The following is a 17,754-nucleotide window of genomic DNA, read 5'->3' as shown; positions in this document are numbered from 1 at the left end:
TTTTATAATTTTTCGTTTTTTACTCTTCCAATTCTTCGGGTTCTTTCAATCCGAGTTCTTCCAGAACAAAATCAGTATAATCATATCGCGGATCTGTATATAACATCACCAGATCACCTGATTTGTCAAACATTATATGAAGCTTTTTTTGTCTGGAAATTTCTTCTATTGCCTCATATATCTTGTCCTGCACCGGCTGTATCAACTCCTGTCTTTTTAAAAACAAGAGCCCATCGTAGCCAAAAGTTTTTTGCTGATATTCTTTCAAAGCCTCTTCTTTTGCTTTGATTTTATTTTTCCTTTCATCAACCATTTCCTTTGTCAACAACACTTCTTCAGCTTTTAGCTCATCGTACATGGACTGAATCTCTGATTTCATTTTTGAAATCTCATCCTGCCATGCTTTGGAGAGCGAATTAACTTCTTCTTCCGCCTTTTTATAATCAGGCATCTGTGTCAGAATAAAATTCGCATCTACATAGCCAAAACGCTGTGCGCTCAAATCATACGACAAAATGGGTGCCAAAAATAAAAATAATGCGATCTTTTTCATAAGAGATGTATTATCGTATCTGTTGCCCTATAGAAAAATGAAATTGAGAACCGTTTACTCCCTGTCTTCCCGGTACCGGATCCAGCCCGTAACCATAGTCCACACCTATTAATCCAAATGCCGGCATGAAAATCCTCGCTCCCACACCAACCGAGCGATACAAGTCAAAGGGGTTGAAGTCTTCAAAATAGGCAAAGTTATTTCCCGCCTCAAAAAACGTCTGTAAATATATAGTAGCAGATGGATTCAATGATAAAGGATATCTCAATTCCATTACGTATTTAGTAAACGCAAGGCCCGGAGTTGCCAGTTGACTGGGTGTAAGCTGATCAAATGATGTATTGCTCACATTTTCTCCTAACAAATATGGATTTAGTGAGGCATCTTCATAACCTCTCAAACCGATAACCTCTGTTCCCAATAGAGGATTAAACCCGGTCAAGCCCGATCCACCAAGGGTAAATCGTTCGAATGGAGTAACACCTATGTCTTTGTTATAAGAGCCGACAAATCCAAAATGCATTCTACCGTTCAAAACAAGATTACCTACTAAACTCATGTACCATGAGTTGTCAATCATCCATTTGTGATATTCTATCCATCTAAACCTTTCAGCATCAGTTTCAAAATTGTTGTTATCTCTGAACAACGAATAAGGAGGCGTTAGAATCATACTTAATGAAACCTGAGAGCCCGTTCTTGGATAGGTTGGGTTATCAACAGAATTTCTTGAGATAGTATTTATCAAAGAGAAGTTTCTGGCAATTCCGTCGAGATTAAGATTTCCTCCTACTCCAAAATTGTTCAAATCATAGAATAATAAAGATGCAGTATTATTCAAAACAAAATAGTCATCCGGCCAAGTCAAACGGCGGCCCAAACCAAGTGTAACTCCTGAGATGTAGAAATGACCAAATTTTTCATTGGTAAATGTGCTGATAAGGTTTTGCCTCGAATGTGTAAAACTCACGGTTAATGAATGAGGTTTTCTTCCACCCAACCAGGGCTCTGTAAATGACAAACTGTAAGTTTGAAATCTTCTGCCATTGGCCTGAGCCCTGAGTGAAAGCCTTTGGCCGTCACCACTAGGAAGCGGACTCCATTCGCTCAGTTTAAGCATTTTCTTTGTTGAGAAATTATTGATCACCAATCCAAGGCTTCCAACAAACCCAAATGCACCTCCCCATCCTCCGGATAATTCTATTTGATTACTCGGCCGTTCTTCTACTACATATTCAATATCAACAGTACCATCTATAGGATTAGGCATAGGATTAATTCCAATTTTTTCTGGGTCAAAATATCCCAACTGAGCTAGAAAGGTCTGTGTTCTGATGACATCTCTTCGACTGAATTTATAGCCAGGATAGGTTCGTATTTCTCTTCTGATTACATCGTCTGATGTTACGGTATTTCCTCTGATTATAATTTCGTTGATGGTGGCCTGCTCCCCTTCGTAAATTCGCATTTCCATATCCACCGAATCGCCAATTATTCTTGTCTCAATGGGTTGAACGCTGAAAAACAAATAGCCATCATCCATGTAGAGGGAGGTGACGTCAAAACCATTTGGATTGAAATTTAATCTTCTGCTCAACTCCTCACGATCGTAAATATCTCCCTTGTTAACATTGAGAATCGCCGACAATTCTTCTTCAGTATGAATATAATTACCGCTCCACTCAATATTTCTGAAGTAATACTTATTGCCTTCATCCACCGTCATTCGGATTTTAAGTTCTTCAGGATTTAATTGAAAAACAGTATCAGTGACGATTTCCGCATCCCGATAACCTAGTGAATTATAATAGGAAATAATGTTTTCTTTATCCTCTTCCAATGCACCTTTGCTGAATTTGGCATTGTTGAAAAAATTAAGCTTAAGATTAGAAGTAATGTAATATTGGAAATCCTCAGGTTCCAGTTCTTTTGCTCTCTTAAATAATGTCCTGAATGTGATTTTGTCCAATTTGAGAAGATCACGATTGATATTTTTACCAAGGCTTATTCTGACCTTTTCATGATTCCCCTTCATTTTTTTCCTCAACTTGGAATCTTTAGCTGCTTCGTTTCCTTCAAAAACGATTTCTTTAATTTTTACCTTTTCCTTTTTCTCGATTATGAAATTCAGAACAACGCTGTTTTTTAATATAGGGTCCTCTTCGATATTACTGCTTATGTCCACATTCAGAAATCCCTTGTCGATATAGTAATTTCTGATTTTTCGTTCTGAGTTTTTCTTGATAGCGTCGGTTATAATTCTTCCTCTAATCAAATTGAGTTTTTCTTTCAGTTCATCGGCTTCTCCTTTTTTGAGGTTTTCAATTTTTCCTTTTTTCTTTTCTCTAAAACCAAACTTGGAAAGTCTTGGTCTTTCGCTAAGCCGAATTTCAAGAAATACGAAATTGCCCTCAACTTTGGTCACCAATATTTTCACATCGCCGAGAATACCCTGTTTCCAGAGTTTTCTGATTGCACCGCTAATTTCATCTCCCGGAATGTTAATTTTATCTCCAACCTTTAGCCCTGATACAGAAATAAGAGAGGTTTCATCCAAATTGGAAACACCGGTTACTTCTATACCGCCGATTTCATATTCAACCGGATTGGAATATGAAATATCAAATGCCTTTCTTTCTCCCAATCGAATTTGAGCCCAGGAAATAGAGTAAATAAATAGTATAGTAATTAGAAGAATTGATCTGCGCATATCTCTAATGTGCCTTGAGCTGCTCACTTGTTTTACCAAACCTTCTTTCTCTTTGCTGATATTCTATCAAAGCCTCATAAAGGTGTTTCTTTCTAAAATCGGGCCATAGTGTATTAGTAAAATACAATTCAGAATAGGCCAGTTGCCATAATAAGAAATTGCTTATCCTAAGTTCGCCACTAGTCCTTATAAGTAATTCGGGATCGGGAAGTGAAGGATCAAATAAATGTGCCCTAAACGATTCATCATTGACCTCTTCTGGTTTCATTCCGTCTTTTATCATAGATTTTACAGCCTCCAGTATTTCCCATCTGCCAGAATAACTCAGCGCAAGTGTCAATACCATATTGTCATTGTCTTTTGTTATTTCTTTTGCTTCGTTCAATTCTTTCAGACATTTTTTTGGTAAGTGATCCAGATCGCCAATTGTATTCAGTTTAATTTTGTTCTCCATCAGTGTTTTGGTTTCCGATCGTATGGTAGAAACCAATAAATTCATTAATGCATCTACTTCATATCTGGGCCGTCCCCAATTCTCAGTGGAAAATGCATACAGAGTAAGGTAATTAACTCCCAACTCTGCACAACCTTCAGAAATATCTCTAACCGCATTTATCGCGTTTTTATGTCCAAAGATTCTTTGCGCACCTTTTTGTTTCGCCCAACGGCCATTTCCATCCATGATAACGGCAATGTGTTGAGGCAAATTGTCTGATAATATGCGGTCTTTCAAGTTTTCGACCATATGGAGAGACGCATTTTCAAAATGGATTGCAAAGCTAAAGAATTAGCATCAAAATGCCATTAATAGGTGAAATAAGGACAAGATATTTTATAAATGATATAACTTATCGATACCCCGGCAAAATAATACCAGTCATAATCATAACGAAAACCCCTTTGAATACCATTTCCAAAGGTATCGCTGACACCATCGAAGTAATCATCAAATGTTTTTCTAGCACCGAATTCCAGGCCAATATTTGTCAGATCCCCCAGCATTGCTTTCATACCAAAGCCCATGGGTATTGCCATACTGAAGGAAGGAGGTCCACCTGCCTCTATTTGAGGTGCGGATGTAGTATATCGGTAAAATGCCAGGCCGGCAGTAAAATAAAAAGTAGCCTTTGGAATATTGTTCTTCCCGCGAAAATTAAAAAAATTGTATTCCGGCATTAAGGCCCCCTCATAAACTGTGGCATTAAATTTCAATGGACGAAATTGAGAAAGGGCATCTGAGTATCTCTGATTGGTAGCAGACAGCATCCCCACCATAAAAGATCCTCTCAATGAAAATATCGGGCTGAAATTATGTCTGTAAAATAGCATTCCCGCCGGCCGCTGAAAATAAAAATCGTATTTCGGTGATATTTCACCGCGATAGTTGGTACTGCCCACTCCGATTCCTATTTCTCCCGACTGTGCCATCAAAGCACAATTTGCGGTGAATAACAGAAGCGTTACTATCAATAACTTTCTCAAGATTGAAAAATCAAATGAATTTTGCAGCATTGCTGGCTTAACGAAATTATTGCTCCGCTATTATCTGAATTTTGGAGATCTCATTCCTTTATAGAGGATATAAGTCACATGGAAACCGTAAACGATATAAATATCATTATCCGAAGAGTTTCCTCTTTTTTCACCTTCATCTACACCTTGAGCAATTTGGAATGTTTTATCGCCAACGGTGATATCGGTTGTACCCCCGTAAATTGTATTATAAACAGGGTCTCTGGTTTCTCCTGTAAATGCCGAAGCAACTTCCCCGGTTCGGTTTGACATCATTGCGGCGAGTGGATCATCAAAATTAGCCAGTGCTTTATATGGCCCGCTCACATCATCCAAATAATCGGTAAATGTATATCTATAGCCTATTTCAAAAGCGACATCAAAATTTTTGTTTATTTTATACCTTACACCAAGGCCAAGCGGAATAACAGGTTGAATCAATGAATAAGTTCTTTCTTCGGTATTCAAAGGTTTAAGCGACACCCATTCATTACCCTCATCCACCGGAGTTCTTGCTTTTGGATTGTGATGAAAAACTCCAATTCCTAAAAATGCATATGGAATCAAGACAGGTCTTTTTAGGAATGTACCCCTGTTTTCAAACAGATCCACTACTCCGACAAAAGCCAGTTCCTTAATGTCATTTCTGAAATGCAAATTTCTTGCATATCTAAATCTACCGCTTTCTGCATCTCCCGGATCCGCTGAAGAGAAGTCGTCGCCCTGAAGCCTACCCCAGGAAAATGTTCCTTTTACTGAAAATCTCGGATGAAATTTTCGTGAATAAGTAAATGACAATTGAGGCCTTGTAAAACTAAGGTCTGCACTTGCAATACCATCTTTAGGTACAATATCTCCAAAGTAGTTCATTCCACAGAGTCCGCCGCCAATGGAAGAATAATGTTTTCTCCTGCTAAAAAATTGTCCCTTTACATCGGCCACACTACCGATAAGGAGTACAAAAACTAGAAGGAACAATGCTTTATTTTTCATAATAATCACTATAAGTGAAGCCAAAACAGGTACAAATTAAATATTTTTATTTGTAATGGACAATGCATTAATTTCTGACATCCTTACCCCAGTTTAATTTCTCCCTTAGCGTATTGAAATAAACACTGTTTTTCAATTTGACTAAATTGGCTTTAAAACTGGCCTTTTGCACTTTTAAGGAGAAATTTGTAGGAACTGATTCCGATCGGCTGTCCAGTGAAATCAGAATATTTTTTGTTCTTCCTTCCAGATCAATTTGAATTTTACTCTTATCCGGAATTATCAAGGGTCTCATGGTTAAATTATGAGGACAAATCGGTGTTATAATCAGATTTTCCGATCCCGGGAGTACAATTGGTCCACCACAGCTCAAGGAATATCCAGTGCTACCTGTCGGTGTAGAAACTATTATCCCATCTGCCCAATAGGAATTTAAAAAAACATCATCTACCGAAATATGCGCGCGAATCATCGAAGAGGTATCTCTTTTTAAAATTGCCACTTCATTTAAGGCAAAATTTTTGTTTCCAAAACGCTTATCTTCTGTTATTAAAGAAAGAAGAGTTCTTTTGTCCAGTTCATAATTCCCATTTATAAATTCAGAAAGCGATTCGCGAATATCCTCTCTCTTGGTGGTTGCAAGATATCCCAGGCGACCCATATTTATTCCGAGAATAGGAATTTCCTTTTTTCCTACATACGAAACTGTTTCTAGTAAGGTGCCATCTCCACCAATACTTATGGCAAGGTCGGCATCTATTAATTCATGTAAATTGGAAAAAATAGTGTGTTTTGGAAGTTTTACATTATTGGTTTGGCAATTATCCCTGAAATCCTGTTCGATTTGAATAGCGCAATTCTCAGCTTCCAAAAAAGCAAACATATCCTGAATTACAGAAAGCAAATCTCCGGTAAAATCGCGACCGTTGATAGCGACATTCATGAGCGGCAAAATAGTTTTGGCATAAGATTAAAATTAGCCAAAAAAGCTATAGCTCCAAATATTTGAATAAAATGTTAAGTCTTTCCTTTTCATATCCCGATGAAGAGGTTTCCTGAAATTGGGAGATCACTTTGTAATTAAATCTTTCATAGGTAGCAATCAGGCGGGAAATATCCTGTTTATTAAACTTAAGCGTCACTTTCAGTTTTTTGTTATCCATTGGGTCATTAGACACAAATGCACTTAGAATTTTGACATCATCCGCTTCAGCCAGTCTGCTAATTTCCGTCAGAGAATAATCTTTTTCATCCATACACAATACCAGAATACCACCAGGGTATTCGGCGGAGGCCAATTGAGAAAATGCTCTGGCGGTATCATTGACAGTTACCACACCCAGATAATTTTCGTCTTCATCCACAATTGGGACCACATCAAGGTGATTGTCAATCGCCAATTTAATAACCTCAAATAGATGTCTTTGGCTATCAATAAATACACTATTGTGTTTTAACTGAAGGTCTTTGATGGGTTGATCGGGATCGTTGGAAGAAAAAACCACATCTTCATCTATTAATCCCAAAAATTTATTGCTATCCACCACTGGCAATTGATTTACACGAAACTCATCCATCCAGTCTATCGCTCGCAAAGCCCTGTCTTCGGGTTTTAACGGCGGGATCAATTGATTTATTAAATCTACAGCTATCATTTGTTTCTTAAAAAGTCGCTTAAAATTTCCTTAAACTCTTCCGGTCTTTCCATCATTGGAGCATGACAACATTTATCTATAAACGAAAGTTTTGAATTTGGGATGAGTCTGTGAAATTCATGCGCTACCATGGGAGGCGTTATAGTGTCATTTAATCCCCATATCAAAAGTGTTGGGACTTTAATTTTGTGAAGTTCATTGGCCAGGTTATGTCTTTGGGCTGCTTTTGCAATGGCTACAATGTTGAGACATTTTGGAATAGAGCTGGTTATTTCAAATACTTCCTCGATTAACTCATCGGAGGCAGTTTTGGGATCGTAAAAAGTGTATTCCACTCTCTCCTTTATATATTTTTGATTACCTCTTTTCGGAAATGAGCCGCCCATGCTATTTTCAAAAAGCCCGGAACTTCCGGTAAGTACTAATTTTTTTACGTTGGATTGAAAACTTAAGGTATAGACCAAAGCCACATGGCCGCCCAGGGAATTCCCCAAAAGCGTTAGGTCTTTGAGTTCTTGTTTTTCCACAAATTCTTCAATGAAATCAACCAATCCATCGACAGAAGCCTTTCTTCTCGGCATTGAATAGATCGGCATTAATGGAATAATTACTCTAAAGTCTTTTTTGAATTCATTGACTACATGCTCCCAATTGCTCAAGGCACCAAAAAGCCCGTGGAGTAAAAGAAGTATATCTCCTTTGCCTTCATCTATGTATTCAAATTTACCTGACTTTTTTACTTCCATAAATCGATTGCGAAAGCTTGCAAATTAAGAAAATGTTTTAATTGATTGCGTTTTGCGCAAAACAATGCAAACAATTTTCCAAAAGTTGGAGACCGTATTCCGTTAATGCTGCCTCGGGGTGGAACTGAATTCCATAGATTGCTAATGTTGTGTGTCTGAAGGCCATAAGCTCTTCTTCATTGGTTTTGGCCAGCGCTTTCAGACTACTGGGAAGTTCCTTTATAATCAATGAGTGGTACCTTACCACATTGAAGTTTTTAGGTATATTTTCAAAAATGGGATCATCCTCGCAAAAAATTCGACTAATTTTTCCATGCATGGGTTTGATGGCATGTTCTAATTTTGCCCCAAACTTCAGCGCCAGCGCCTGATGCCCGAGACAAATGCCCAGAATTGGCACTTTTTCGCAGTAATAATCAATCATCTGCATCAAATTCCCCGCGCGTAGTGGATCCATGGGCCCTGGAGATATTACAATCGCATCAGGATTTTCAGGCCAGTCCTTTTTTTCCAAATCATTTCTAATAAGCTGACATTCTTGCCCTAACTGCTCGAAATAATCAAGAAGATTGTAGGTGAAGGAATCGTAATTGTCAATAATTAGCAACACTGTCGGGGGATAATAGATCTTTAATGGAATCCATCATATCACTGAGAAATGGCAGAAAACCCAGCATTATATGAAACAGATGAGGTGCAAAGGAAATTAGGAGTGGCAACAAATAGGCATCGGCGCGCATTTGTTCATCAAATAATTCAGGTGCAAATGCATTAATCATCCATAAGACAAGACTTATCGCAAATGCCCATTTGATCACTCCGATTATGCCCCCGACAAATTTGTCAAAGCTACCGAGTATGGTCAAACCTATTAAGCTTTTTAGTGCCTTACCCAATACATTCACGCCAAGAACTATGGCTATAAAGACTAGTATAAAGGCCAGAAAAGGAAATGCAGGATGTGGTTTCCCAAAAGTATCTATCAGTATAAGTAAAGCCTGATCCATTAATTTGAAACCGCCAATAATTGCCAGAATTAAAGCAAGGATATTTACGATTTCCATCAACAATCCTTTTTTAAAGCCTCTATAAAAACCAAAAAGTAAAGGCAAGGCTAATACGATGTCAATTACTTCCATTTAAGAAGTCAGGAGCTTTTTGAGTATAGACGAAATCATTTTGTTATCTGCTTTTCCGGCCAGGGCTTTGATGGCCAAAGGCATCATTTTTCCCATATCCTGAGGGCCGGTAGCACCATTTTCTGAAATAACTTCTTTGATTTTTGCTTCCACCTCTTCTTCAGACATCATTTCAGGTAAATATTTTTGAATGACATCCAACTCCACCTGCTCTTCTTTTGCCAGGTCATCTCTGCCTTGTTCTTTGTAAACATCGATAGAATCCCTCCTTTGTTTTGCCGCTTTCATGAGAATTTTCATCTCTTCTTCTTCTGAAAGATTTTCTCCTGCCCCGCTATCTGTTTGTGCCAAGAGTATCATTGATTTTATGGCGCGCAAGGCTCTTAGCTCGTCTTGTTTTTTGGCCAACATGGCCTGTTTAATATCCGAATCGATCTTTGTTTTTAAACTCATAATTATGAAGGGTATATTTGTGCAAAATTAACAGAAATTGTGGATGACAAGACTCAGTGTAAATATTAATAAAATCGCCACTCTCAGAAATGCCAGAGGAGGCAATGTCCCCGATGTCGTACAAGTCGCGATTGATTGTGAGCGATTCGGTGCTGAGGGCATTACTGTGCATCCAAGACCGGATGAAAGACACATCCGATACCAAGACGTTTTGGACCTGAAGGAAGTGGTTAATACAGAATTTAACATAGAAGGCTATCCGGATAAACGATATATGGAATTGGTTTTAAAAGTAAAACCCGCACAGGCTACACTTGTACCCGACGGGCCCGATGTATTAACTTCCAATGCAGGATGGGATACAATCCGAAATAAGGAATTATTGAAAGAAATCATTCAGGAATTAAAACGAAATGAAATCAGAACATCCATTTTTGTTGACCCCGATGAAAAAATGGCTAGTGCTGCCGCTGATTGTGGTACCGACAGGGTAGAATTATACACCGAATCCTATGCAAGTCAATATCATAAAAATAAAGAAATGGCTATTGCCGACTATGTCAAGACAGCAAAAGCGGCTTTAAACGTTGGCCTGGAATTGAATGCCGGCCATGACCTGGATTTGAAAAATTTGAAATATTTTGCGACTACTATTCCTAAACTTAAAGAAGTGAGTATTGGTCATGCACTCATAAGTGATGCCCTTTATTTGGGACTTGAAAATGCTATCAATATGTATAAAAGACAATTAATGTAATGGAGTTATTTTACAGAAAACAGGGAGAAGGAAGAAACATTATCATATTGCATGGCCTTTTTGGTTCTTCAGATAATTGGATGACCATCGCTAAAATGCTGGCCGATGAATATACAGTATGGACCATTGATCAAAGAAATCATGGCCAAAGTCCGCATTCGGATGATTTCACTTATGAAGCCATGGCCGGGGATCTTATGGAGTTTATTGAAGATCACAATATTCACGACCCCTATTTAATCGGGCATTCCATGGGTGGAAAAACAGTCATGGAATTTCTAATTCGAGGACATCTCATTGTGCCGGGGGCTATAATTGCGGATATTGGGCCAAAAGCTTATCCTGTTCATCATCAGAAAATTCTGGACGGATTGAATTCAATTGACATTGAAAAAGCGAAGGGTAGAAAAGAAATAGAAGATCAATTAAAGGCATATATCCCGGAATTTGGGATTAGAGCATTCCTTCTTAAAAATGTCAAACGCAAAGAAGATGGTAGTTATGAATGGTCGGTAAATCTTCCGGTTATTACTGATCAAATTGAAAATGTAGGAAAAGGCTATTCTGATAATCATATTTACGAGGGTGAAGTATTATTTCTCCGTGGTGGTAAATCAGAATATATAAAAGACGAGGATTTTAAATTTATTAAAAAAATATTTCCAAAGGCGGATTTGGAAACGATGGAAAATGCCGGGCATTGGTTGCATGCCGAGAAGCCGGAAGCATTTGTGGAATTGGTTAGGAAATATTTTTAAACTCTATAAACCCGCTGCTTTTTGCCCCATTTTCATAAGGAGCTCAGAACCCAATGCTCCTTCATCTTTCAATACAATCTCTCCTTTTGAATTGAAAAAAATCAAGGTTGGAACAGACCTTGGGTTTACTTGACTTACTAATTCTCTCATTTCTGTATCGACATCTACAGAGACATAGAAAAAGTTTTCATTGAAAAAATCAGCTGTATTTTTATCGTTGAAAGCATTTTTCTCCATCCACTTACATGGGCCACACCAGGATGCCTTGAAATCCACAAATATCAGTTTGTCTTCAGCTTCTGCCTTTGATAGAATTTCCTCCCATGATCCGGAAATGAAATTAAATTTATGTGCTTCTGCCGAATGTGATGCTGTAAAAAAGATTAGTATAAAAGTGGATAAAATGAAGTTTTTCATGATTGATAATTCATCATTCGTAATTACTCAAAAAGATCTTCCTCCCGCTCTAATAACAAAATGGAATGTTGAGGTACACTAATCAAACTAACTATTGTTTCACAAACTTATGTGCTTCATAAAAAGATGGACCAGTAAAGCGTAGAATGTACATCCCCGGACGTAGACCCGATATATCAATAGTTTGATCCAGACTATTTTGTAGAGATATTTTTTGCGTTAATTGTCCGGTTAATTGATAAACCTGGATTTCTTCGATTTTGACGTTTATTCTTTTGTAAAAAAACAAGGTTGCGGTTGCAGGATTTGGAAAGATTCTGATTATTTCATCGCTTTGATTTTCATTGAAGGGATTTCCAGAGAAAATAAAATTAGAGTTTACTCTTCCGTATAGCAGGGGATCGAGCGTAATTATATCCGTACAGGTCTTGCTATCAGTATCAAATTCATAAATGGTGTTGTGTTCATAATAGCTGCTTATTAGTAGTTTATCATCATTCCTGCTCATGGTAAATGCATTGAATTCCGGATGACAAACAGAATCCTTCCACTGATTTGGATTATACAATATGCTATCCATACTTGAATTATAAGCCAAAAGTCTTCCACGATGTACTGCCCAAACAACTGTATCCATAGCATACAAACCGTTATCTCCATTATAACCAAAGAAATTGATCAGTCCGGTTTTTCCTGAATTAATATGAACGCTAAAAATTATACCGCTAATTCCTCCTATTCCATAAATATATTCATCATCTCTTATTAGAGATTGGATAATCCAGGGGTTTTGTTCCATCCCCTGTAAATTCTTTAATTCATAGTCTTCGCCCCTAATCAAATCTAATTCTCTGATAATTGGATAATAGTCCAAACGACCGTTATTATCTTTTTCTTCATAAGCATAGATTAATTTGTCTTTATAAAAGCTCAAAGATTCTTTAGAAAATCGCATATCTGAGTCATATAAATCATCATTGAAAACATGTATAATCTCAAAATTCTCAGAAAGAAAATCATACTCAAATAAGGCGAACTTCGATAATCCCTGTTCAATAATGTTGACGAATCCAAAAAGGCTATTTTCAAATAGATGAATTTTAGAAGTTTCAACCGATTCAATATTGCGGAATGAATATATTCCTTCCTTTTCACCCGAAAACTTGTTGATTCTGTTTATTACCCCTGGCGAATTATCATCCGTGTGAAGTGAAACAAAGTACAAATGCTCATTAGATTCTAGAAGCTTGGTTTTCCTACTGATTGAGATAGTTGAGAATCTATAAATGTATGAGTAGTCTCCTGTAACTGGGTCTACTTGAATAATTCCTCCTTTAGTTCCAGTTGATTTTAATATTAACTTATCATTCCAAAATTCAATTTGAGTACTAATATTTGAATTGAATTCATTGAGTAATGTATAAGTCTCTAGCTCTGGATCAAATTTAAAAAGCACATTTTTTCCACTGTTTTTAAAATTTTTAATAACTCCAAATAAATCATTTCCATCAGAATAAATAGTATAATTATGTCTTTCTATTTCTCCGCTTACGACATAGTGGTTAATATAATACTCATTATCTTTTATTAATTCAGATTCAAATGAATGGTGAATTCGGAAATCTTCTCCCTGATCATTTACAGAATAAATACTACCAAAATCATTATTCTGACCCCATTGTTCATTTATGTAAATTCCCCAATATCTATTCTTTAGCAAATGAATATCACCAATAAGCCGCTCTTCGTCTGGAAGGTTATTTTGAAACTCTTTGATCTTACTCAGTGAGTTTGAATTGGAATTATATCTTAAAATTCCACCCCTGTACATTTGAAAAATATACGCTTCCTTATCTTTAGTCAAAGACCCACTGGGGTAATTTCCCCAAGGATTCCCCGGATTGAAAGTTATTAATTTTTGAAAATTATATGTGGTTTTATCTATGCTGAAAATAGTTCCTCTAAACGGAAAACTCATTTGATTTATATGGTCAACTTCCAATCCACCACCAAACATGGTTAAGCCAAAGACCTTATTATCCTTGAACTGTAACTTCCCCACAGGAAGATTTCCATTCGTAAAAAACCCAAAGGAATCATCAAAACTAAAGACTTGGATAAGAGTATCGTCTAACTGGTCGAACTTAAAGATATTCCCATTAAATGAAGGTCCCCATGAGGCTATCCAAATTGAGCCCGAATCATAGCTCATGGAAACAGGTTTTATCAATTCATCTTCTTTGAAATTATACAGGATCTTAAATGATTTGGATTGAAGGTCAAGTTGGAATATACCCCCATAATTATACCGCCCCCCACGTTTACAAATTCCATATAAATTGTCGGCATGTACAAGTATTAGCTCCTGGTCATATATTGAGTCTCCTTGTGCCTCCCATAATACATCTATGTTTTGATTTTCGTCAAGCGATACTAATTTGGGTAAAAAAGCATTCTGATATGGGCTACTAAGAAAATAAGTGTTATGATTCTGACTGAATGAAGAAAGCCCATAAAACAGTAAAATGAGTATAAAGAACAATCTGGACATTATAATCAAATATAACTATTTTAATGGTATCAATATTAACACAACCTTGTCAACTGATTGTATTTGTTAAATCTTATTCTACTACAATTTCATATAAATCAAGATTGCGTTTATGGTTCTTCTAATCAGTTAATGCGAAATGCAATCAATCAAAAAGATCATCATCTCTTTCCAAAAGAAGAATGGAATGTTGAGGAACGATAAAGTATTTCTCTCCTTCATACTGTACTTCAAAGGCATTCTTCTGAAGAAAAATAGCCAAATCGCCTTCTTTTGCTTGTAATGGTAAATACTTCACTTTTTCCTCCATTCCTTTCCATGACTCATCTGAATCATCGCCGGGATTTGGTATTGGAAAACCAGGTCCAACCTTAATAATATATCCGGATTGTATTTTTTCTTTTTCCTGTACTCCCGGGGGTAGGTATAATCCACTTTTGGTTTTATCGGAAATCTGCTTTGGTTTGATCAATACGCGATCGCCAACTACGATTAGTTTCTTTAGTTTATTATCAGGTGTGAGCTCCATTAGGATTCTTCGCTTATTCTGTCTACAATTCTGGCATCCAATTGCTTGGTGGCTTTTGCACCGAGGTTTTTGAGGTCTTCTGCACGTTTCACAAGATTGCCCTTGCCATCGTAGAGCTTTTTCATGGCTTCTTCGTAGGAGTTTTTAGCTCGATCCATATTCGTACCTACCGTTTTGAGGTCTTCAACAAAACCTACGAATTTATCGTACATGTTTCCAGCCTGTCTGGCAATCTCCATAGCATTTTTATTCTGAAGATCCTGTTTCCAGATATAGGATATTGTTCTTAATGTGGCCATCAATGTAGTGGTAGAAACCAGAACAATATTTTTCTCAAGTGCTTTCTCATAGAGATCATGATCCTCGCGCAATGCCATTGTCAGCGCGGGTTCATTGGCCACAAACATCATGACATAATCGGGTTGATTGATATCGTAAAGGTTCTGGTATTGCTTTTCACTCAAAAGCTTAATATGCGCATAAATGCTGTTCAAGTGGTTTTTTAGGTGTTTCTCTTTTTCAATTTCATCCTCGGATTCGAAATAATTGGAATAGGCGGTTAGTGAAACCTTGGAATCAAGAATTAGATATTTATCATCCGGCAACTTGATGATGTAATCAAGTCTTTGGTTAGAACCATCTTCTGATTTTAGATTTTTCTCTTTTTCGTAATGCACATCTTTTTCCAGTCCTACTTTTTCAAGAATGGCTTCCAATTGCATTTCGCCCCAATTCCCCTGAGCCTTGCTGTCGCCTTTTAAGGCTTTGGTTAAACTTTCAGCTTCCTTGCTCATTTGTTTATTGAGTTCTTTAAGCTGGAGAATTTGTTCCTTTAAAGCTGTATTTGATAATTGACTTTCCTTTCCGGTTTTTTCTACTTTTTCCTCGAATTTTTCGATTCTCTCTTTTAGAGGGTTTAGTATTTCACCAAGATTACTTTTATTCTGCTCAGTAAATTTCTGACTCTTTTCTTCAAATATTTTATTGGCCAGATTTTGAAATTCTATGCTAAATTTCTTTTGCAATTCTTCCAGTTCGTCTTTCTGTGAGCGAAGTTTTTCTTCTAAGTTTCTGAAGTTGGCCTCTACGGTTGCTAGGTCTTTTTGCAAAAGCTCATTTTCCGATTCTTCTTTTTCCAGCTTGGTCTTGAGTTCGGTAATTTGAATCTGACGTTCTTCCGATTGGGCTTTATAAGTATTTAAATCGCCTGAACCGCCTTTATTTTTGGCCATAAACCAGCCTATGGCTACACCTAGCAAAACACCGGTGACAAGGTAAATCAATTCCAGTCCCATTATTTTTTTGTTCTGGCAAAACCGACTGCTACGTCCATATTGTCGAGCGCCGCCTGCAATATTTCATCTTCCTGTTGGTAAATTGGGAAGAATCCGTCAGAGCCCCAAATATTCCTGGCAATTAGCGCCTTTAATTGAATCTGTAGTGATTCTTTAGAATCCAGAATATCATTGGGATCGAATTCAATTCCCGCTTTACTTGCGGTTATCATTAATTCGCCCAGAATGGCATCATCTATTTTAAATTCAGAAATATACTTTTCCAGACCCATGGCTTCGAGTTCGCTTCTTTTTTCTTCAACCCAATCGTACGAAAACTCGCGAATAACATTTGTCGAATAAAGATCTCCAAGCAAATCTGTCCAATTGCTGGTATCTCTCGGAACAAATACATCCGGCATAATACCCCCACCTCCGTAAACTTTTCTTCCCGAACTTGTTTTGTAAACCAGGCTGTCCGCAAATTTTATACTGTCTTCGTGAAACAACTCACCATGTTCTACACGGCGGCGAAAATCTTCGTGATAATCTTTTACACCATTCTCATAGGTTTTCTGAATGCTTCTTCCACTTGGAATATAATACCTAGAAACGGTTAGCCTCAGTTCACCCTTATTACTAAGCGGGATCGGTTGCTGGACCAATCCTTTGCCAAAAGATCTTCTTCCAACAATTAAGGCGCGGTCATGATCTTGCAGAGCTCCCGAAACAATTTCTGAGGCAGAGGCGCTGCCTTCGTTTATTAAAACTATCAGTGCTCCTTTTTCAAAATCGCCTTTGCGATTAGATTTAAGTTGGTCGTCATAGCGTCCATTTTTAGATTTGGTATAAACAATCAGTTTTTCACCTTTAAGAAACTCATCCGTTATTTTAACTGCTTTATCCAGATATCCACCGGGATTATCTCTTAAATCCAGGATCAGGTTTTTCATGCCCTCATTTTTTAATTTATCGAGGCCTTCTTTGAATTCATCGTAAGATGTGGCAGAAAAGCGATTGAGTTTGATATAGCCAATTTTATCATCGAGCATGTAGGCAACATCCACCGAGAAGGTCGGAATTTTATCTCTCACAACTGTAAACTCCAATAATTTCTTTTTTCGTGGCCTTAAAACAGAAAGCTGAACTTTTGTGCCTTTATCTCCCCTCAATGCTTCATAAACATCCGAATTCTTCAATCCGATCCCCGCAAAATCTTCACCGTCTACTTTTATTATTTTATCGCCGGCCCTGATTCCGACCTTTTCAGAAGGCCCGCCACTAAGCGGTGTAACCACATAAAGGGTATCGCGTAAAATATTGAACTCTATACCTATTCCTTCAAAATTTCCCCTCAATTGAGATTGAGCCATTTCCACTTCCTTAGGTGGAATGTATATGGAATGCGGGTCAAGTTTTTCAAGCATTTTTTGAATGGCAAAGTCCGTGAGTTCGTCAAGGTCAACGGTATCTACATAGTCTTTTTCGATGTAGGTCAAAACTTCCCTGAATTTTGAAAAACCTGTATTTAAGCCTTTTGCAGATTCATTGTTGGGGATATATGCCCCTATGGCGAATCCCAAAACGAGAAAACCGATAACAATGATGAGTACTTTGAGATTTCTTAGCATCTGATACTGATAAAAATGACCTCTTTAAAATTCAAAAATCTGCAATTTTCCTTACAAAATTTTAAAATCTGTGGAT

Annotated in this window: 18 protein-coding genes; 2 read left to right on the top strand and 16 right to left on the bottom strand. The window is 37.3% G+C overall.

The features are described from left to right. Positions 1–19: 19 nt before the first annotated feature. The 11 genes from HZR84_09370 to HZR84_09320 form a co-directional block, all read right to left on the bottom strand. The gene (locus tag HZR84_09370; protein QNL22137.1) at positions 20–553 is read right to left on the bottom strand and encodes an OmpH family outer membrane protein; all 534 of its coding nucleotides are present in this window, start codon (positions 551–553) and stop codon (positions 20–22) included. A gap of 10 nt (positions 554–563) precedes the next feature. Beyond that, a complete protein-coding gene (locus tag HZR84_09365; GenBank protein QNL22136.1) occupies positions 564–3,263 on the bottom strand; it encodes a BamA/TamA family outer membrane protein in 2,700 nt (899 codons plus the stop codon). A gap of 4 nt (positions 3,264–3,267) precedes the next feature. Next, positions 3,268–3,996 (bottom strand): isoprenyl transferase, encoded by a 729-nt coding sequence (locus HZR84_09360; GenBank protein QNL22135.1) that lies wholly within the window; start codon positions 3,994–3,996, stop codon positions 3,268–3,270. Positions 3,997–4,067: 71 nt separating this feature from the next. Next, on the bottom strand, positions 4,068–4,745 hold the full coding sequence (locus HZR84_09355) for a hypothetical protein (GenBank protein ID QNL22134.1): 678 nt from the start codon (positions 4,743–4,745) through the stop codon (positions 4,068–4,070). Positions 4,746–4,805: 60 nt separating this feature from the next. Continuing rightward, complete coding sequence (locus HZR84_09350; protein QNL22133.1) at positions 4,806–5,768, bottom strand: hypothetical protein; 963 nt, start codon at positions 5,766–5,768, stop codon at positions 4,806–4,808. A gap of 67 nt (positions 5,769–5,835) precedes the next feature. Continuing rightward, a complete protein-coding gene (locus HZR84_09345) occupies positions 5,836–6,711 on the bottom strand; it encodes an NAD kinase (GenBank protein ID QNL22132.1) in 876 nt (291 codons plus the stop codon). 46 nt (positions 6,712–6,757) lie between these two features. Next, a complete protein-coding gene (locus HZR84_09340) occupies positions 6,758–7,423 on the bottom strand; it encodes a CBS domain-containing protein (GenBank protein QNL22131.1) in 666 nt (221 codons plus the stop codon). Further along, complete coding sequence (locus HZR84_09335) at positions 7,420–8,169, bottom strand: alpha/beta hydrolase (protein QNL22130.1); 750 nt, start codon at positions 8,167–8,169, stop codon at positions 7,420–7,422. Before HZR84_09335 ends, HZR84_09340 begins: the two co-directional genes overlap by 4 nt. 37 nt (positions 8,170–8,206) lie before the next feature. After that, positions 8,207–8,779 carry an aminodeoxychorismate/anthranilate synthase component II gene (locus HZR84_09330; GenBank protein QNL22129.1) on the bottom strand — a complete coding sequence of 191 codons (573 nt, stop codon included), beginning with the start codon at positions 8,777–8,779 and terminating at the stop codon, positions 8,207–8,209. Next, positions 8,763–9,308 (bottom strand): CvpA family protein, encoded by a 546-nt coding sequence (locus HZR84_09325; protein ID QNL22128.1) that lies wholly within the window; start codon positions 9,306–9,308, stop codon positions 8,763–8,765. Before HZR84_09325 ends, HZR84_09330 begins: the two co-directional genes overlap by 17 nt. Continuing rightward, the gene (locus tag HZR84_09320) at positions 9,309–9,761 is read right to left on the bottom strand and encodes a GatB/YqeY domain-containing protein (GenBank protein ID QNL22127.1); all 453 of its coding nucleotides are present in this window, start codon (positions 9,759–9,761) and stop codon (positions 9,309–9,311) included. Between the two features lie 43 nt (positions 9,762–9,804). Here HZR84_09320 and HZR84_09315 point away from each other — a divergent pair, with 43 nt between their 5' ends. Further along, positions 9,805–10,518 carry a pyridoxine 5'-phosphate synthase gene (locus tag HZR84_09315; GenBank protein QNL22126.1) on the top strand — a complete coding sequence of 238 codons (714 nt, stop codon included), beginning with the start codon at positions 9,805–9,807 and terminating at the stop codon, positions 10,516–10,518. Beyond that, complete coding sequence (locus tag HZR84_09310) at positions 10,518–11,276, top strand: alpha/beta fold hydrolase (GenBank protein QNL22125.1); 759 nt, start codon at positions 10,518–10,520, stop codon at positions 11,274–11,276. Before HZR84_09315 ends, HZR84_09310 begins: the two co-directional genes overlap by 1 nt. Before the next feature lie 3 nt (positions 11,277–11,279). Here HZR84_09310 and HZR84_09305 read toward each other — a convergent pair whose 3' ends face one another. The 5 genes from HZR84_09305 to HZR84_09285 form a co-directional block, all read right to left on the bottom strand. Further along, positions 11,280–11,693 (bottom strand): thioredoxin family protein, encoded by a 414-nt coding sequence (locus HZR84_09305; GenBank protein ID QNL22124.1) that lies wholly within the window; start codon positions 11,691–11,693, stop codon positions 11,280–11,282. A 91-nt stretch (positions 11,694–11,784) separates the two neighbouring features. Further along, the gene (locus HZR84_09300) at positions 11,785–14,244 is read right to left on the bottom strand and encodes a T9SS type A sorting domain-containing protein (GenBank protein ID QNL22123.1); all 2,460 of its coding nucleotides are present in this window, start codon (positions 14,242–14,244) and stop codon (positions 11,785–11,787) included. A gap of 145 nt (positions 14,245–14,389) precedes the next feature. Next, complete coding sequence (locus HZR84_09295) at positions 14,390–14,773, bottom strand: co-chaperone GroES (GenBank protein ID QNL22122.1); 384 nt, start codon at positions 14,771–14,773, stop codon at positions 14,390–14,392. Continuing rightward, the gene (gene rmuC, locus HZR84_09290) at positions 14,773–16,062 is read right to left on the bottom strand and encodes a DNA recombination protein RmuC (protein ID QNL23231.1); all 1,290 of its coding nucleotides are present in this window, start codon (positions 16,060–16,062) and stop codon (positions 14,773–14,775) included. The genes HZR84_09295 and rmuC overlap by 1 nt, the downstream gene beginning before the upstream one ends. Before the next feature lie 5 nt (positions 16,063–16,067). Further along, the gene (locus HZR84_09285; protein ID QNL22121.1) at positions 16,068–17,678 is read right to left on the bottom strand and encodes a S41 family peptidase; all 1,611 of its coding nucleotides are present in this window, start codon (positions 17,676–17,678) and stop codon (positions 16,068–16,070) included. Between the last annotated feature and the right edge of the window lie 76 nt (positions 17,679–17,754).

Origin of the sequence: Hyphobacterium sp. CCMP332, assembly GCA_014323545.1 — a bacterium.
In the GTDB taxonomy this organism is placed as follows: domain Bacteria; phylum Bacteroidota; class Bacteroidia; order Cytophagales; family CCMP332; genus CCMP332.
Note: the sequence above shows the minus strand (reverse complement) of the source record. Positions and strands in the feature narration are given on the sequence as shown.